Annotated in this window: 19 protein-coding genes; 5 read left to right on the top strand and 14 right to left on the bottom strand. The window is 47.3% G+C overall.

Going from position 1 to position 17,590, the window contains the following annotated elements; translation table 11 throughout:
* Positions 1-74: 74 nt before the first annotated feature.
* On the top strand, positions 75-659 hold the full coding sequence (locus NFR98_RS02335) for a lysophospholipid acyltransferase family protein (RefSeq protein ID WP_061577610.1): 585 nt from the start codon (positions 75-77) through the stop codon (positions 657-659).
* Between the two features lie 231 nt (positions 660-890).
* The gene (locus tag NFR98_RS02330) at positions 891-1,343 is read left to right on the top strand and encodes a DUF2621 family protein (RefSeq protein ID WP_251459584.1); all 453 of its coding nucleotides are present in this window, start codon (positions 891-893) and stop codon (positions 1,341-1,343) included.
* Between the two features lie 39 nt (positions 1,344-1,382).
* Here the strand turns inward: NFR98_RS02330 and NFR98_RS02325 are convergent, their stop codons facing one another.
* The 9 genes from NFR98_RS02325 to yneA all read right to left on the bottom strand — a co-directional run bounded on the left by NFR98_RS02325 (position 1,383) and on the right by yneA (position 7,765).
* Positions 1,383-1,862, bottom strand: coding sequence for a CcdC family protein (locus NFR98_RS02325; RefSeq protein WP_014098220.1), 480 nt, complete (start codon positions 1,860-1,862; stop codon positions 1,383-1,385).
* Positions 1,863-2,003: 141 nt separating this feature from the next.
* Positions 2,004-2,363, bottom strand: a complete 360-nt coding sequence (locus NFR98_RS02320) for a response regulator (RefSeq protein WP_013859444.1) — start codon at positions 2,361-2,363, stop codon at positions 2,004-2,006.
* 46 nt (positions 2,364-2,409) lie between these two features.
* Entirely contained in the window at positions 2,410-3,117 is a 708-nt protein-coding gene (locus tag NFR98_RS02315; protein ID WP_014098219.1) for a cytochrome c biogenesis CcdA family protein, read from the bottom strand.
* Between the two features lie 200 nt (positions 3,118-3,317).
* Positions 3,318-3,536, bottom strand: coding sequence for a YneF family protein (locus tag NFR98_RS02310; protein WP_013859446.1), 219 nt, complete (start codon positions 3,534-3,536; stop codon positions 3,318-3,320).
* 67 nt (positions 3,537-3,603) lie between these two features.
* Positions 3,604-4,041: a sporulation inhibitor of replication protein SirA gene (sirA, locus tag NFR98_RS02305; protein ID WP_014098218.1), complete on the bottom strand. Its 438-nt coding sequence runs from the start codon at positions 4,039-4,041 to the stop codon at positions 3,604-3,606.
* A 286-nt stretch (positions 4,042-4,327) separates the two neighbouring features.
* Positions 4,328-6,334, bottom strand: a complete 2,007-nt coding sequence (tkt, locus tag NFR98_RS02300) for a transketolase (RefSeq protein WP_014098217.1) — start codon at positions 6,332-6,334, stop codon at positions 4,328-4,330.
* Between the two features lie 118 nt (positions 6,335-6,452).
* Positions 6,453-6,686 carry a DUF896 domain-containing protein gene (locus NFR98_RS02295; protein WP_014098216.1) on the bottom strand — a complete coding sequence of 78 codons (234 nt, stop codon included), beginning with the start codon at positions 6,684-6,686 and terminating at the stop codon, positions 6,453-6,455.
* 90 nt (positions 6,687-6,776) lie between these two features.
* On the bottom strand, positions 6,777-7,430 hold the full coding sequence (locus NFR98_RS02290) for a YneB family resolvase-like protein (RefSeq protein WP_014098215.1): 654 nt from the start codon (positions 7,428-7,430) through the stop codon (positions 6,777-6,779).
* Positions 7,427-7,765: a cell division suppressor protein YneA gene (gene yneA / locus NFR98_RS02285; RefSeq protein WP_014098214.1), complete on the bottom strand. Its 339-nt coding sequence runs from the start codon at positions 7,763-7,765 to the stop codon at positions 7,427-7,429. The genes NFR98_RS02290 and yneA overlap by 4 nt, the downstream gene beginning before the upstream one ends.
* A 206-nt stretch (positions 7,766-7,971) precedes the next feature.
* Here yneA and lexA point away from each other — a divergent pair, with 206 nt between their 5' ends.
* The gene (gene lexA / locus NFR98_RS02280) at positions 7,972-8,592 is read left to right on the top strand and encodes a transcriptional repressor LexA (RefSeq protein ID WP_014098213.1); all 621 of its coding nucleotides are present in this window, start codon (positions 7,972-7,974) and stop codon (positions 8,590-8,592) included.
* 218 nt (positions 8,593-8,810) lie between these two features.
* Here the strand turns inward: lexA and glnA are convergent, their stop codons facing one another.
* The 3 genes from glnA to NFR98_RS02265 all read right to left on the bottom strand — a co-directional run bounded on the left by glnA (position 8,811) and on the right by NFR98_RS02265 (position 14,299).
* Complete coding sequence (glnA, locus tag NFR98_RS02275) at positions 8,811-10,148, bottom strand: type I glutamate--ammonia ligase (RefSeq protein ID WP_014098212.1); 1,338 nt, start codon at positions 10,146-10,148, stop codon at positions 8,811-8,813.
* Positions 10,149-10,217: 69 nt separating this feature from the next.
* A complete protein-coding gene (locus NFR98_RS02270) occupies positions 10,218-10,607 on the bottom strand; it encodes a MerR family transcriptional regulator (protein WP_014098211.1) in 390 nt (129 codons plus the stop codon).
* Positions 10,608-10,699: 92 nt separating this feature from the next.
* Entirely contained in the window at positions 10,700-14,299 is a 3,600-nt protein-coding gene (locus NFR98_RS02265; RefSeq protein WP_251459582.1) for a dynamin family protein, read from the bottom strand.
* Between the two features lie 165 nt (positions 14,300-14,464).
* On the opposite strand from NFR98_RS02265, the gene NFR98_RS02260 reads away from it, so the two are divergent.
* Both NFR98_RS02260 and NFR98_RS02255 read left to right on the top strand, forming a co-directional pair.
* Positions 14,465-14,668: a hypothetical protein gene (locus NFR98_RS02260; protein WP_035188116.1), complete on the top strand. Its 204-nt coding sequence runs from the start codon at positions 14,465-14,467 to the stop codon at positions 14,666-14,668.
* 123 nt (positions 14,669-14,791) lie between these two features.
* The gene (locus tag NFR98_RS02255; RefSeq protein WP_035188112.1) at positions 14,792-15,631 is read left to right on the top strand and encodes an SPFH domain-containing protein; all 840 of its coding nucleotides are present in this window, start codon (positions 14,792-14,794) and stop codon (positions 15,629-15,631) included.
* 46 nt (positions 15,632-15,677) lie between these two features.
* On the opposite strand, the gene NFR98_RS02250 is transcribed toward NFR98_RS02255, so the two are convergent.
* Together NFR98_RS02250 and NFR98_RS02245 are read right to left on the bottom strand one after the other, a co-directional pair.
* A complete protein-coding gene (locus NFR98_RS02250; protein ID WP_061565595.1) occupies positions 15,678-16,991 on the bottom strand; it encodes a nucleobase:cation symporter-2 family protein in 1,314 nt (437 codons plus the stop codon).
* Positions 16,988-17,575: a xanthine phosphoribosyltransferase gene (locus tag NFR98_RS02245; protein WP_035188158.1), complete on the bottom strand. Its 588-nt coding sequence runs from the start codon at positions 17,573-17,575 to the stop codon at positions 16,988-16,990. The genes NFR98_RS02250 and NFR98_RS02245 overlap by 4 nt, the downstream gene beginning before the upstream one ends.
* Between the last annotated feature and the right edge of the window lie 15 nt (positions 17,576-17,590).

Below are 17,590 nucleotides of genomic sequence, written 5' to 3'. Positions count from 1 at the left end.
TTTTTAAATATTTTTTTCCAAATTAGTAGAACAAGCATGCCTGTATAGTATAAAATGCTTGTGGGGGTGTAATCATGTACCGGTTTGGCTATTATGTTGTTGCCGGCATTTTTTGGCTGCTTGGCGGCAAAATCAAAAAAGAAAACAAAGAGAAAATCCCTGCGGCTCCGTTTGTGGTCGTTTGTACCCACCAAACATGGCTGGATATTATTTACCTGGCGATTGCCATCTGGCCTGTCCAAATTCATTATATGGCGAAACAGGAACTTTTCTCTAAAAAATGGTCAAAATGGCTATTCACGAAGTTGCACGCTTTTCCCGTCAATCGTGAAAATCCGGGCCCGAGCTCGATTAAAATTCCAATGAAACTTTTAAAAGAAGGGAAGGTCGTCGGCATTTTCCCTTCCGGAACACGCAAAAGCGAACATGTTTCTTTAAAACGCGGTGCCGTGACGATTGCTTTAAAAGCAAATGTGCCGCTTGTCCCGGCCATTTACGAAGGGCCGAAAACGTTCAAAGAAGTCCTCGCGAGAAAGCCGAAACGCGTGCGCTTTGGCGACCCGATCAGGCTGGCAGACGGAAAAAAAGGAACAAAAGAAGAAATTGAAAAAACGATTGTTCTGCTGCAAGACACTTTTGAAGCGCTGAAAAAACAGTAAAAATGCTTTCTGCTTGCCCGAAGCAGATGAAAAAGCACAAAAGAAATCAAAAAAACGGCGAGGCACCGCATTCAAAGTGCCTCACCGTTTTTTTCATGGACAAATAAAGATAAAACATCCCTTTTTCTCTGTCCCCTGCCGGCCGGCGAAAGGGTTTTTCCTTTTTTAATTGAAAAAACAGTCCATCTTTTCTTATAATAAAAGCGAGTACTTGCCAAGGAGGAGAGCGTCATGCTGAGTGGATGGTTTTCTGCCGTTATTTTAATATGGATCCTCTGTCTCGTTTTTCTCTTTTCAGTTGGCGGCTATTTTATGTTCCGGAAATTTTTGAAAAGGCTTCCGAAAGAAGACCGAAAATCAATACTTGACCGGCAGGAGGAGACAATCCTTAAAACGCGGCACCTCTGGACGCCGGAGTACAGGGAACTGCTTGAAGAACTGGTAAGCCCTGTCCCGGAATTGTTCCGCGATGTGGCCAGGAAAAAAATCGCAGCAAAAATCGGGGATGTGGCGCTTTCCAAAAATGCAAAAAAAATGACACTGGACAATGTCATTCAGGGCTATATTCTCGCCACGCCAAAACGCGACCATAAATTCCTCCGAAAAAAATTAAAGCAGCTGGACATCGACGACAGCCGATATGAGCATTTGTTTGCGCAGGAAAAAACAAAATCGGCCCAGTAAATGAAAAAACATCATTCGGCAAAAGCGAATGATGTTTTTTCAAGCACGGACCCCTTCATCCAGTTCCTGCATAAGCCGCCTGTACTGAATATACATGGCGACGCGCCACGGCAGAATCATGCCGAATGCGAGCAGAAAAAACATACCGCTCAGCTGCCCGATTTGAATCGAAGAACTAAGCACCACCTTCATCAGCAACCGGATGAGAAGAAGCCCGATCAAAATAAACGGAAAAGCTTTCGATCGTTTTAAATATACGTTTCCGTCACGGACTTCGAAACGGGAAGTTTTAATTAAAAATATGGAAAAGAACATTCCGACCACAAATGCTTCCAATACTTCGGCAGGTGTCACACGAAAATACGGGACGACAAACATCAATGCCCCGGTACTCATAAAGACCGGCGGCAACAATATTTTTTTTGTGGAAACGGGCTTGTTCTGCCCTTTTAAACGGACAAAAATGACCAAAGACCCCATCAAAATCGCAACAATGAACGAGATGATAATGCCTTCCATGTCTCAACCCTCTTTAGTAACAGATTTTTAACAAAAGAAATGTAGATACGATAAATATATGTTTCCTATGGTAATATTCAACCATAAAAGCGGGGTTGATGTCCAGCCGGAATGCCTGCCTCCCTTTTTTTGTGGCGCCTGTCAGTTCAAAACGCGTTCAACCGCTTCTAAAACACGCGTTTCATCAAAAGGCTTGACGATAAAATCCTTTGCGCCGGATTCAATTGCTTCGACGACCAGTTTTTGCTGGCCAAGCGCGGAGCAAATAATAATTTTTGCGTCCGGGAATTCGCGCACGATCTTTTTTACCGCTTCAATGCCGGTCATCTCCGGCATAGTAATGTCCATCGTCACAACATCCGGCCTGACTTCACGGTATAATTCAATCGCCCGCTGCCCGTTCTCCGCTTCGCCTACAACGGTATGGCCGCCGTTTTCCAGCATTTTCGCCAAAGTCATCCTCATAAATTTTGCATCATCCACAATTAACACATTTGCCATCGATCGAATTTCTCCTCCTCATTGATCCGTTAAAATGCAACCCGGATTAAAATCCCTGGAATCCCCCGAACAGTGCACTCATATAACCGGAAATGACAGGCATCCAGTCAAAAAAGAGCAGGATTCCGGCGACTATCATCACAACACCGCTCCATTTTAAAAGTTTTACGCTGTATTTTTGCATCCACCCCAACCGTCCGATAAAAAAAGCAAGGACAAAAAAAGGTATGGAAAAGCCAAGTACATATGCAGCCATATAGACCGACGCAGAAGCCGGATGGGCCACTGCCATTGCCAATACCGAGGCAAGAATCGGCCCGGTGCAGGGCGTCCAGCCGGCAGCAAACACTAGCCCGACGAGAAAAGAACCCAAAAATCCCGCCGGCTGCTTTTTTATATCGATTCGGTACACCTTCATAAAGATCCCCGGATGAAAAATGCCCGCTGCAAGCAGCCCAAAAAAAATGAGCGCGACTGCACCGAGCTGCCGGATGACATCCTGGTAACGGATAAAAAAACTCCCGATCCAGGAAGCACCAAACCCCAATGCAATAAAAACAGTGGAAAATCCCGCGAGAAACCAAACGGTATGCAGGATACTTTTCCACTCCCGCATGCCGCCCCCGCTTTTTAACCGGCTGACAGAAGCGCCTGTTATATAAGAAACAAAAGCAGGATAAAGCGGCAGGCAGCAAGGCGATATAAAGCTCATGAAACCTGCCCCGAAAGACAGCCATACAGTTACATCAGCCATCGGTTCACTCCCCATCCCGGCTCATTTTCATTTTAACATAAACTGATTGAAAGAGAAAAAACATCGTGAAAAGCATAAAAATGGAACATGAAATCAAAAACCACCTTTTCTGTGCAGAAAATTGGCAGAAAAAGTGGTTTACAGAATCGTGAGAAGCTTAACAATGGTGATGGATATACCACAAAAGCCGGTCGCCCAGCTTAAGATTTCATTTGTTTGTTCATGGCATTCATCATTTGATTGATTTTCTTTTGAGACGGCTTCATACCCATTTGCATCATCATCATTCTCAGCATTTGTTCATTAATCGGCGGATTTTTCTTCAGGTAATTCATCATATATTTACGGGCGATGAAAAACCCGATTGCTGCGCCTGCCAAAAGAGCAATTAGGGCTACAAGAACGAACACCCAAATCATAATATACCTCCTTCACTCACATACAGTGTACTAAATCCATTTGAATTATACAATACTTGTTTTCTTCTCACACGAATTTTCTTTCTTTAACCGGTTTTATCCAGCCGAATCGTTTATGGTCATAATCGATTGCAAGCAAATCTCCTTTAAAGTTCCTCAGAATTTCAAAAACGGCGGTTTCTGTATCATAACTCCCGTATACGTTCAGCTGGAGCATTCTTTCTTCTATGGTCACTTCCAGCACCTGCCCCTCTTTCTTTGAAAGAAGTTGGCAAGCGCCTGTTTTCGTCATGTTGCTGGTGTCAGAAAATAACGGCTGCAAGACATGATGGACAGACAAGAGCGGAATCGGCTTTGTAATATAATGGATCTGTCTGCTGAGGACATTTTTCAAACTTCCGGAAACGTGCGCATACTGGTGAAAAAGATTAAAAAACATTCGTTCCCTGCCGTAATAATATTGTGCAAACTCCTCTTTTATCAGATAGATAGAATAGGACCGCATATGATCTCACTCCCGCAACTTTGTTACCTTCACTATAATGGACGGGCCTCAAAAAAGTTGTCGTTTGTTGTAACAAAATTTAAAAAATGAATTTGAAACATTTGATTGCATGTACAGACAAGAAAATAAGCGTAAATACATCAACGCGCTGCCGATTATGCGGTAGCATCCAAGGGAAAAGCCATTCAGCTCAGCCCCCGCACTTTTAGTCCCCCTTTTCTTATACCCTTCCTGCATAAAAAATGAGCCTGCTTTCGCGAATACCGCAAAAGCAGGCCCGGAACGATTACATGCCCAATAATTTTTTTACACGTGCCACAACATTTTCAACGGTAAATCCGTATTTTTCCATAACGGTTTTACCGTTTCCGCTGGCGCCAAACGTATTAACCGACAAAATATCGCCTTCATCCCCGGTATACCTTTCCCAGCCGAATGGTGAAGCCATTTCAATGGCAAGGCGTTTTTTCACCTGTGCCGGCAATACGGATTCTTTGTATGCTTTGCTTTGCTGTTCAAAACGGTCCCATGACGGCATGCTGACAACAGCAGCATCAATCTTTTGTTCCGCCAATTGCTGTTGCGCGAGCACAGCCAGATGGACTTCCGACCCGCTGGCAAGAAGGAGAACGTCAGCCGTTTCTTTTTGTGCAGGGGACACGACATAGGCACCTTTTGAAACGCCTTCCAACGCTTTTTCAGACGTCCCTTTCAAGGTTGGCAGCCCTTGGCGCGTCAAAACAAGCGCTGTCGGATGGTTTTCAGATGACAGAGCAAGGCGCCAGGCAGCCGCCGTTTCATTGCCGTCCGCGGGGCGGATGACCGACAAGCCCGGCATCGCTCTTAAAGAAGGAAGCTGTTCAACCGGTTCATGTGTCGGACCGTCTTCCCCGACAGCGATACTGTCATGCGTAAAGACGTACGTTACCGGAAGGCCCATAAGAGCAGCTAGGCGGATGGCAGGACGCAAATAATCCGAGAAAACAAAGAACGTGCCGCCGTATACATGGACACCACCATGAAGCGCCATACCGTTCATGGCTGCGCCCATCGCAAATTCGCGGACACCGAACCAAATATTGCGCCCTTCATAGGCATCCGGCATATAGTCCTTGTCTTCTTTCAGCCGCGTATTGTTGGATCCGGCAAGGTCTGCAGATCCCCCGAACAAAGACGGCAAATGTTTGGAGACGGCATTTAGCACTTCCCCGCTTGCCGCACGGCTGGCAAGGGTTTTGCCTTCTTCATAGACCGGAATGTCCTTGTCCCATCCATCCGGCAGCCCGCCTTTTATCGCCTGTTTTAGTTCAGCCGCAAGCTGCGGGTATTGTTTTTCATAGGCCTCAAACAGGGACGCCCACTCCTGTTCCTTTTTCACGCCATTTTCCACAACCAATTCACGGAACCGTGCGTAAACTTCATCCGGAACATAGAAGTCTTCTTCAAATGTCCATTTATACGCTTCTTTCGTTAGTTTCAGTTCATCTTCTCCGAGCGGGGCGCCGTGGGCAGCCGATTTCCCGGATTTGTTTGGAGAACCGTAACCGATGATCGTTTTCACTTCAATGAGTGTCGGCCGACTTGTATCCGCCTTTGCTTCCTCGATCGCTTTTGCGACCTGTGCCATATCATTCCCGTCTTCAACCCGCAAATACTGCCAGCCGTATGCTTTAAACCGGTCGGCAACACTTTCGGAAAAGGCCTTATTTAAGTCGCCGTCAAGGGAAATGTCATTGGAATCGTACAATACAATGAGACGTCCCAATTTTAAGTGTCCCGCCAATGAAGCAGCTTCGGCAGATACGCCTTCCATTAAGTCGCCATCTCCGCATAAAGCATATGTATAATGGTCAATGACAGGGAAATTTTCTTTATTGTATACAGCCGCCAGATGCCGTTCTGCCATCGCCATTCCGACTGACATGGCAATCCCCTGCCCGAGCGGACCGGTCGTTGCTTCCACGCCTTCCGTATGCCCGTATTCCGGATGACCCGGGGTTTTGCTGCCATATTGCCGGAAATTTTTAATATCATCCATGCTTAATGCATAACCGGATAAATGGAGCAGGCTATAGAGCAGCATGGAACCATGCCCTGCGGATAATACGAAACGGTCCCGGTTAAACCAGTGCGGGTTTTCCGGATTATGGTTCAAATATCTTGTCCAGAGGGTGTATGCCATTGGTGCAGCCCCCATCGGAAGCCCCGGATGACCGGATTTTGCTTTTTCGATGGCGTCAATGGACAATGTTCGGATTGTTGTGACTGCCAGTTCGTCCGTTTTATCAAACATCTGTTAACATCCTTTCTTCATGGGTTACAACTCTATATTAAGGCAAGTGAAACCCATAACACAACTCTTTTACCATTTTGTATGGATTTTGTAAGAAAAAAGCAGGATGGTTTCCTTTTTAGTGCAGCTTTCTTTTTGTTTGAATTTGCTTAATTTTTTCAGGGGTAACGTCCTGGCCAGCCGGGTCAAGCACACGGACATTTTCAATCGTTTTTCTGAATGAAGAGCGGAACGCCTGCAAATACTCGCTTCGCAATTTTGACTGTTCCTTTGCTTCTTCACTTGTCAGGGCGCCGGTTTTCGCTTTTTTCGCCAATTCGTTAATCCTTGCCATTTTTTCTTTTGAAAGCATATTTTCTCTCCTTTTATCCGTAATTGATGCCATCTTACTAAAATATGGACCCGCCTGCAACGAAAGCGCACCCGTGAAACGGTTTTGATACTATTTATCATGCCCCGTTTCCTCCATATATTCCCTGTAACGCCGGTGGACGGTTGCTTTTGAAACTTGGTAGCCGAAACCGCGCATAGTCGCAGCAATTTCTTGAAAAGTCAAGCCGTTATCCCGCAGGCGGATAATTTCTTCAACCGGCACTTCCTTTCGCTCCCTGCCGTCCGGATTCCGCTTCCCTTTTAAATTTTTTTCCGGACGGTAGCCGTTTTTGACTGCACGCTCCATTCCCCTTTTAATTTTTAAGTTATGCAGCTTTCGCTGATACTCTTCAACCATGCTGACAATTTTCAGCACCATTGAATCAGATTCCGAAAGCTCCAATTCTCCGTTTTGCGCATAACAATATACTTTAATCCCTTTTTTATATAAAAAATGAAGCAATGCAATTTTTGCATTTCCTCTTCCGATCCGTGTTTCATCCTGCACCAGTACGGCGTCAATCTTTTCATTTTCAATCGTATCAAGAAGATCAAGGATGCCGGGCCTGTCCAGGTCATAGCCGCTTGCCCGGTCACAGATCACCCCGGCCACTTGAAAACCGTGGGAATCCGAAAGCTTCTCCAGCTCTTCCCGCTGCCTCGCCAAGGAAGTTTCCTGGCTTTCTTTTTCCGTGCTTACTCTGCAATATAAAACAACTTTCATTTTTTCGTCTCCCGTTGTGATTTCATCGCAAGTTCCCTATTATCATCGCTGAATTCATTTTTTTCTATTGGAATGACAATTTTTTCGCCGGCTTTGATCATGTTGCCGTCAATATCATTATGACGCTCAACCCAGCTGATAAATGCTTCCCTCGACATTTTGCCCTTTTCCGCATACTGCCCGGCGATGTTCCAAAGCGTATCGCCCTCTGTGACGCTGATTTTGATATAGTGTGGGGATGGATCCCGCAGACTTCCAATCATGAAAAATCCGAAAACAAGCGTAAGCCCTGCTAAAATCATAACATAGTTATACTTTTTCCATAATCGTGACATCTCCATCTTCCTCCCGCGAATATTCGTTCGTCCAATCACCAGTTCTATTATAAAACGAACGCCTGTTTTTCGTCAACATTTTTTCGAACTTACGTTTGTTTTATCTGCTGCAATGTGATATAATAATAGCAAATAATGGCATTCCTCCCGTAAACGTCCCCATACGCAGCGCGGGTGCCAAACAAAACTGTGACGAGGTGAATAGAATGGCAAAACTATCAAAACGGCAACAGGCGATACTTGATTTCATCAAGCATGAAGTAAAAACAAAAGGTTATCCCCCTTCCGTGCGGGAAATCGGCCAGGCAGTCGGACTTGCTTCCAGTTCAACTGTCCATGGCCATCTCGCAAGGCTTGAAAGCAAGGGGTTGATCAGGCGCGACCCTACAAAGCCGAGAGCGATTGAAATTTTGGACCATGATGAAGAAATACCGGCCCAAAATGTTGTCAATGTGCCTGTTGTCGGAAAAGTAACAGCAGGCATACCGATTACCGCTGTAGAAAATATTGAAGAGTATTTTCCGCTTCCGGAACATCTTGTCCCGTCTGACGAGTCCGTCTACATGCTGGAAATTGAAGGGGACAGCATGGTGGATGCCGGGATTTTAAACGGCGATTATGTGATTGTCCGCTCCCAGCAGACGGCAAACAACGGAGATATCGTGGTCGCTATGACAGATGAAAATGAAGCGACAGTAAAAAGATTTTTCAAGGAAAAAGACTACTTCCGGCTGCAACCTGAAAACCAGACAATGGAACCGATCATATTGAAAAACGTCACCATTCTCGGCGTTGTCATCGGGCTGTACAGGCAAATGGTGCACTGATCAAAAAGAAGCAGTTTCGGCTGCTTCTTTTTTAATAGAGCATATGCGAGTTTGATGGCAAAAATGCCTGTGACACTTGAGGATTTCTGGGCTTCCAATCTATTTTCGAAGGAAAAATCGGGGCAATTAATGGGCATTTTGTTTTTCTGGGCGTTCGACGCAAAAATGCCCGATAAACAAAAACCCCTCAAAGCCTTACGCTTCAAGGGGTTTCTTGCTTAATACATTTCGATATACTGGTCGCGTTCCCATTGGTGGACTTGTGTGCGGAACATATCCCATTCAATTTCCTTAGCTTCAAGGAAGTGTTCGAGAATGTGATCGCCAAGGGCGTCTACCATTACATCATCCGATTTTAAGTTTTCCAGCGCCTGCAGCAGTGTGCCCGGGAGGTCGACAATGCCGGCTTCTTCTCTTTCTTCTTTCGTCATGACATAGATGTTGCGGTCGACCGGTTCCGGCGCCTGCAATTTGTTCGCGATGCCGTCAAGCCCTGCTTTTAACAGGACGGCGAGCGCGAGATACGGATTGGCAGACGGGTCAACGCTGCGCACCTCAACGCGCGTGCTTAAACCGCGGGAAGCCGGAATCCGCATGAGCGGGCTGCGGTTGCGAGCGGACCAGGCAACATAACAAGGCGCTTCATAACCCGGCACAAGCCGTTTATAGGAGTTCACCGTCGGATTCGTGACAGCCGTAAAGTTCGAAGCATGCTTCATAATGCCGGCAATGAACTGGTATGCCGTATCGCTCAGCTGCAGTTCTGCATCGTTCGGGTCATAGAATGCATTTTCTTTTCCTTTAAAAAGCGAAAGATTGGTGTGCATCCCGGAACCGTTCACGCCAAACAACGGTTTCGGCATAAACGTCGCATGCAGGCCATGTTTGCGTGCAATCGTCTTGACCACCAGTTTAAAGGTCTGGATATTGTCGCATGCCCTGACTGCATCCGCATATTTAAAATCAATTTCGTGCTGGCCGGGTGCAACTTCATGGTGGGACGCTTCAATTTCAAAGCCCATTTCCTCGAGTTCCAATACGATGTCGCGCCGGCAGTTTTCGCCAAGGTCCGTCGGCGCCAGGTCAAAATAGCCGCCGTTGTCGTTCAGCTCCAGTGTCGGTTCATTTTTTTCATTCAGCTTGAAGAGGAAGAATTCCGGTTCAGGCCCAAGATTAAAACTCGTGAAGCCAAGTTCTTCCATTTCTTTCAATACCCGTTTCAAATTATTCCGCGGATCACCTTCAAACGGGGTGCCGTCCGGATTATAAATATCGCAAATCAGACGGGCGACTTTCCCTTTCTCAGCGGTCCACGGGAAAATGACCCATGTATCATAGTCCGGATACAGATACATATCCGATTCTTCAATCCGGACAAACCCTTCAATCGAAGAGCCGTCGAACATGATTTTATTGTCGAGCGCTTTTTCAAGCTGGCTGAGCGGGATTTCCACGTTTTTAATCGTCCCCAAAATATCCGTGAACTGCAAGCGGATGAATTTCACATTTTGTTCTTCGGCATTCTTCAAAATATCTTCACGTGTAAACTTAGGCATGAACAGTATTCCTCCCTTTAGGCAATAAAAAGTATATATCTAAGCTATAAAACTAGCTTTTCAACAATGTTAATGGAAAAACCGGGGCGCATCGGACAACCGCTGGCTCGGTCTTTGAAAACGGCCGGCCTGCAGCAGTTCCTGGCGAAGCCGTTTGCGGATTTCTTCATCCGTTACATGATTTTTGACGAGTACCGGCCCGGTTCCGCGGCGGTCGTTCATCAATAAGATTTTTTTGATGCCTGCAATATTGATCCCCTGATCCAGCAAATCTTTAATATCAAGAAGCCGGTCGACATCATTTAAAGAATAAAGGCGGCGATTGCCTTCCGTTCTTGCCGGTGTAATCAGCTCGTGTTCTTCATAATAGCGGATCTGCCGGGCCGATAAATCTGTTAGCTTCATAACGGTTCCGATCGGCAAAAGCGGCATCGAACGGCGGATTTCTTTTCGACCCATGTTATACGCTCCTTTTCTTTATATTTTTACTATATTCCATGTGAGTTTTTTTGTCAACAAAATGTTATATTTTCTTACATCATTTTTTATCCTCAGGAAGGCAAAACGAGTTTTTCGCGGATTTCCATCCATTCTGCCACGTCCACGCTCTTTCTAAGGGCTTCAAGGCGGGCATCGAACTGTTCGGCAATATCGAGCAAAGCTTCCGATTGCATTTTTGCAAACTCTTCCTCCAGCCATGAGCGGAACGAACCGGCAAGCTTTTCTCCTTGCACGTCAAGATACTGCTGCGCAAGCGGTTCAAACATCGCCTGCAGTTCTTCCTGCATGCCGGCTTTTCCCCCTTTTTCAAAAAAAGTGCGCGCATTTTTAAAATGGCGGAATGCCTTTTCAAACGGTTCCAAATCCGTTTCCGAAAAGGCCGCAGGAAAATCAGGCGTAGCGTGTGCGCCCGCTTCAAACGTGCTGACAGACAAATCAGGAAGCAAACGTTTCATCTCCCTGTTCCATTCCGCGCTTTGCGATGTGAATAATTTCCGGCAATGGGCTTCAAGCCTTACATTTGTCGCCCGCATCTCCTGCGCAAAATCATAGCCAACGAGTTCTGCAAGCTCTTGAAGGGCGCCCGGCAAATCTTTCGCTGCCTTCACCGTTGCCGGATTAAAAGCTTCCTTGAAAAAGTCGGCGAAGCGGTAGAAAACGCGCTGTTTTACGTAATAGAGCAGCTCCTTCTGCTCCTGCATGACGCTGTCCGTGAAAAACGCCGGCTTTGTATTTTTCAAAATGGCTTCTGCCTCTTCCCGCCGTTTCCGGAGAAGTTCCCGTTTCGCTTTCTTTGTTTCAATCGATTCATTGGCATCGCGGATCACGGCATCCACCATTGCAAGGCCGCGTTCCAGCTCGTTTTGTGCAGACTGAAGCACCATATTCAGCAAATCATGGTCGAGAAATTGGCGGAAGCCCGCTTCAAATTCGGCCATTTTCGCTTCCTCCCGCCTGCCTGAAAGCGCAAGCAGGCTTGATACACCATAAAGGCGCGGATTGCGGATGCCGAAATGGAGCAGCTGACCCCTGACATAGTCCATCACTTCTTTATATTCTTCGCCGGACGAGGCAAGATCAATCGCATTGACAATAAAAAACATCTTATCCAGTTCAAATGCTTCTTTTACCCGCCCGAGCTGGATGAGAAATTCCCTGTCTGCGCGCGCGAAGGCATGGTTGTAGTATGTGACGAAGAAAACCGCATCCGAGTCTTTAATATATTCAAATGCTACGCCGGTATGCCGGGCATTGATCGAGTCGGCTCCGGGCGTATCGACAAGCGTAATGCCAAGTCTTGTGAACGGGCAATCATAAAACAAATCAATGGATTCAACAAAACAAGACTGGGTTTCATCGGCAACAAACCGGCGGAACGCTTCCATCCCGGCATTGAAGTTCTGTCCGGCCCGCCCGTTAAAATCAGGAAAGCCTTTCGCAAAGGCACGCAAAAAAGATAAATGGACTTTTTCGTTTGCTTTGCCTGTTTCTTTTGCGTGTAAAGTTTCAATTTTTTCAAGCGCTTCCCCGAACGAACGGCAACTAAGCCCGAAAACAGCGAGCGACTTGTTTACATCTTCCAGCATCTGCGCCTCCGTTTTCAGCTTTACGGCTGCTGTTTTATGCGGATGTGCCGCATCAGGCGGGCAGATCCTGCAAATGGCCGCTGTGGTCGGATTCGGTGAAACCGGCAGTACTTTTTCGCCGGCAAGCGCGTTTGCAAAAGACGATTTTCCCGCGCTGAACGCGCCGAACAGCGCAACGGTATAGCGGCGGTTTTTCAGGCGCCTGCTTTTGGTTCTGAGCGTTTCGGTATACCGCCCGAAACCGTGCTGGTGCTTAAGCAGCGTAATCGCCTGCTCTATTTTGGCAAGCACGGTTTCAGGCGGCAATGTGCCGGCTTGTTTTTCTGCCGGGGCGAGGCTTTCTAAAGCCTTGCCGGTTTCTTCAGGCTGTTTTGCATCCTTTTCCCCGCGATACACCCGGTAATGCGCCTTTTCACTCGCCCATTCTTTCTCTATTTCAGCCAGCAGCTGTTCCGGATGTGCGGCAGGCACTTTCAGTTCAGTCCGTTTTTCGGCAAGCTGCCTTTCTATTTTTTCGAGATTCCTGTAAGCCTCTGCTAGTTCTTTTGCCTGCACGGCCTTTTTCCGAACCATTTTAAGCTGTTCATCCGTTTCCAAGGCAGCCTGTTTCAGGACGAGCGCTTTCCAATCGTTCCAAGCCTCACGGGCGGCTCGTTTGATTTCATCCGAGACATTTTCGCAATAATGGAGGATATAGTCGCCTGTCAGCCGTGCACCCTCTTTTACCTGGGCGGCGAGCATTGCTTCGCTGAAATCTGCTTTAAGCATGCCGGCCTGTTGTTCCAGCATTTGCGCGCCAGCAAGATGCAGCGGTTTTAAAGCTTCTTGCGCCAGCGGGCGGAGATGCCAGTCGATTTGTGCTTCGGTATTGGCTTCGAGGGCGGCATAGAAATCATGGAGCCGCTGTTTTCTTGCTTCTTCGGTTTTTTTCTTCTTTGCAAAAAAAACGCCGGCATGGAAATCTTTTTGCATGCTTTCAAGATACGCCTTTGCTTTCTCTCTCGTTTCAAACGGCATTAAATAGGCGCCGTCCAGAAACGTTTGAAGCTTTTGCCGCGTATCCTCATCCCAATTTTCAATGCGGGTAAGAAGCGCCCGTTCTTTTTCAAGCCACTCTTGTTCCGCTTCGTACGCTTCCGTTTTCCCGGTGCCCGAATATTTTGCAAGCACTTCCTCATATGCTGCTTTTTGCGGTGCGTACTGCGCTTCAAGCCAGTCGTCATGCTCTTTTTCCAAGACGCTTAAGGATGCTTCAACAGACCGTTCCAGTCGGGCGGATTTTTCGGAAACGGCGTGGTCAATGAGCGCTTTCAGCCGGCCGAATTCATTATCGGGATGATCCGGGTCTTTTAAAGAGGTGTAAAAAATGCCGCCCGGCTGGACATGCCAGGATGCAAATGCATTTTCAACCCCTCGCCGGAATGCGGAAAACGGCAGCTCTTCGCTCTGGTGCTTGTCAATCTGGTTAATAATTAAATAAAGTTCAAGCCCGTGATCGAGCAGTTCTTTTGTAAAGGTAAAATTGAGTTCCGACTGGACATGGTTGTAATCCATCACATAAAAGACAAGATCCGCCATATAAATAGCCGATTCCGTGGCAATCCGGTGCGCATCGTCGGTTGAATCGACACCCGGCGTATCCATCACCGTCAATCCCGCCGGCAAATCGGAATCGGGCTTTGTGATTTCAATTTCCTGGACATGCCCTTTTTTGCAATAATTTTTGACAACTTCAAAATCATACGGCGCGTGAAAAATCAAAGGGGCTTCCCCTTTTTCATAAACGATGGCACAGTCTTCCGTCCCCTTTTCAATTTTGACAAGATTGGCGCTCGTCGGAATCGGGCTTGACGGAAGAACACGGCTGCCTAAAAGCGCGTTAATCATGGTGGACTTGCCGGCTGAAAAATGCCCGCAAAACGCGATATGAAAGTCTTCGCGGCGGACTTTTTTCAGCAGGTTTTTCGCTTTTTCCACCCTTTGTTCATCCCCGTTTTGCCGGAAATGTTCAATTAAGCTTAAAATCTGTGTTGTGTTTTTGCTTTTTTCCTGTAGTTTGGCCATCACTTTACTCCCCATTGTGTGTTGATAGCTCTATTTTAACGAATTTTTCATCGTATTCATACTATATTAGACTCATTTTTTCCCTTGCCTGGGCGAATGCTGCGGACCGCGGATAATTTTCCGGAAAAAAACCTATAATATGGCTGTATCAGGAGGTGACCGCAGATGGGATTATTCCGTTCCCTTTCTGCCTGGCAGTCCGCAAGACGTGAAAAATACATGTCCACGATGCAGGAACAAAACAAATGTCCGGATTGCGGCGGGCGCGGTTTTATCATGCCGGCCGCATACGAATACGCTTATCCGTTTGACTGTTCCGGATGCAACGGAACGGGCTCCTTTCAGGAATGGCAGTTAAACCGGCAGTAGCCGCCACACTTCGGCGGCTTTTGTTTTGTTAAAATATTACAGGATTTTCCTCGCCTCAGCGTGACGGCAATATGCCGGCATGTTATGATGAAGTGAAGAGAAAATAAAAGAGGTGGGGATAAGATGTCCGAAAAGAAAGCTTGGCACATAAACGGTTTTCTCGGGATTTTAGCGATTGTCGTTTTCGCGCTTCTAGGTTTGTTTTTCCTTTTTGCCGTCAATTTTTTTGCCGGTATTGTCCTGCTTGCCATAAGCGTCCTGCTTGTCTCGGGAATTTGTGTCATCCAACCGAATCAGGCGCTGGTTGTCACTTTTTTCGGCCGCTATATAGGCGCGATCCGGGAAAGCGGCTTTTACGTAACGGTCCCGCTCAGTGTAAGGCGGCGCGTTTCGTTGCGGGTAAGGAATTTTAACAGCGCCAAATTAAAAGTGAATGACGTGGACGGAAATCCGATTGAAATTGCGGCAGTCATCGTGTTCCGTGTAGTGGATGCTGCAAAAGCCGTGTTTAATGTGGAGGACTACGAGGAATTTGTTGAGATTCAAAGCGAAACGGCGCTCCGCCATGTTGCCACAAAATACCCTTATGACAGCGCGGAGGAAGAAGGAATTTCGCTGCGCGGAAACGGGGAGGAAGTCTCCAAACATTTAAAAGAGGAACTTCAGCCGCGCCTTGACGTTGCCGGCGTGGAAATTATGGAAGCGCGCCTCACGCACCTTGCCTACTCTACAGAAATTGCCAGCGTCATGCTGCAGCGCCAGCAAGCTTCCGCCATTCTTGCCGCCCGGAAAAAAATCGTGGAAGGGGCAGTCGGCATGGCCCAGATGGCGATTGCGCAACTGGAAAAAGACGGCTTTGAACTGGACGAAGAGCGGAAAATGGTGATGATCAACAATCTGATGGTTTCGATTGTATCCGACCGGGCCGCACAGCCGGTCATCAATACCGGCAATTTAAATTAACCCGAAAAAAGCTGAACCGGATTCCGGTTCAGCTTTTTTCATGCTGTCAGGATGCCTGTGTCCCGACTTTTTTCACCTTTGCTTTTGCCTCTTGTTTATTCGGAAGGATATGGAAAAAAAGATTCAGCACAATCGCCGTCACACTACCTGCGACAATGCCACTTTGCGTAAGGAGCTGGATATTCGACGGCAAACCTTTGAAAATATCCGGTACCACCGTGACGCCAAGGCCAATCCCGATTGAACAGGCAATGATAAACAAGTTTTCGTTATTGGCGAAATCGACTTTGCTTAGCATTTTGATGCCTGACGCAATGACCATCCCGAACATCGCAATCATCGCCCCGCCGAGTACGGAAGATGGAATAATCGTCGTCAGGGCGCCTAATTTTGGAATCAGCCCAAAAAGGAGCAAAAAGGAGCCGACAAGTACCATCACGTTTTTCGATTTCACACCCGAAAGCTGGATGAGGCCGACGTTTTGAGAAAAAGCGGTGTACGGGAAAGCATTAAATAATCCGCCAAGCATGACGGCAAGACCTTCAGCCCGATAACCCCTCGCAAGGTCGTCTTCATGGAGCGGCTGTTTGGTGATCCCGCTTAAAGCGAAGTAAACACCGGAAGACTCCACAAGACTGACGAGCGCCACAAGGATCATCGTGATACAAGCGCTCCACTCAAAAGTCGGCATGCCGAAATAAAACGGCTGCACGATATGCACCCACGAGGCTTCCGCAACCGGGGCAAAGCTGACCTTTCCGAACAATGCAGCCGCGACGGTGCCGATTGCCAGCCCGATTAAAATCGAGATCGAACGGATAAACCCTTTTGCAAACCGCTGCAAAAGGACGATGATGAGCAAAGTGCCGAATGAAAGGGCAATATTGGCCAGGGAGCCGAAATCTTTGCTACCGTCTCCGCCCGCCATATCTTTCATGGCAACCGGAATAAGTGTCACGCCGATAATCGTCACAACCGACCCGGTTACAACTGGTGGGAAAAAGCGGGCCAGCTTGCTGAAAAATTTGCTGATCAAAATGACAAACAGCCCTGATACGAGAATAGCGCCGTACACAGCTGAAACGCCGTACTGCTTGCCGATTGCGATCATCGGCCCGACGGCGGTAAAGGTGCAGCCGAGCACAATCGGAAGCCCGATGCCGAAAAACCGGTTTTTCCAGATTTGCAGCAGTGTCGCAAGGCCGGACATGAAAATATCAACGGAAACAAGATACGTCAGCTGCCTGCTATTCATTCCTAGGGAACTGCCGGTAATAATCGGTACAATGACTGCGCCCGCATACATCGCCAAAACGTGCTGGAGCGCCAGTACGGTCATTTTCGTTTTTTCCGGTTTCATTTGGCATGCACCTCCTCTTGAAATGTGACCGTACCGTTTTCAAGCGACCGAATGGATGCGAGCGACTCCACGCGGATGCCCCGGTCGCGCAGCCTTTTTCCGCCCGGCTGGAATGCTTTTTCAATCACAATGCCGATGCCGCAAAGTTCAGCCCCCGCCTGGTCTATTATATCGATCAGCCCTTCTGCTGCCTGGCCGTTTGCGAGAAAATCATCTACGATAAGCACCCGGTCAGCTTGATTTAAAAAAGCGCGCGAAACGGAAATGATATGGTTTGTTTGTTTTGTAAATGAATGGACGGAAGCTTCATATACGTCCGCGTCCTGCGTGAACGGTTTTCTTTTCCGGGCAAAAACCATCGGAACGTTTAATTCAAGTGCTGTCATTAATGCGGGCGAAATGCCAGAAGATTCGAGCGTCAAAATTTTGGTTACACCATCCTGCTTAAACAGCCCGGCAAATGTTTCCCCGATCTGTTTCATAAGGACAGGATCGACCTGATGATTTAAAAAAGCGTCCACTTTCAGCACCTCGTCCGAAAGCACGATGCCATCTTTTCTAATTTTTTCTTGTAAAGCTTTCAATGTTTTTCCTCCTCT

The sequence above is a fragment of the Weizmannia agrestimuris genome (assembly GCF_943193165.1).
Classification (GTDB): Bacteria; Bacillota; Bacilli; order Bacillales; family Bacillaceae_C; genus Weizmannia; species Weizmannia faecalis.
This window is presented reverse-complemented; position numbering and strand designations above follow the sequence as displayed.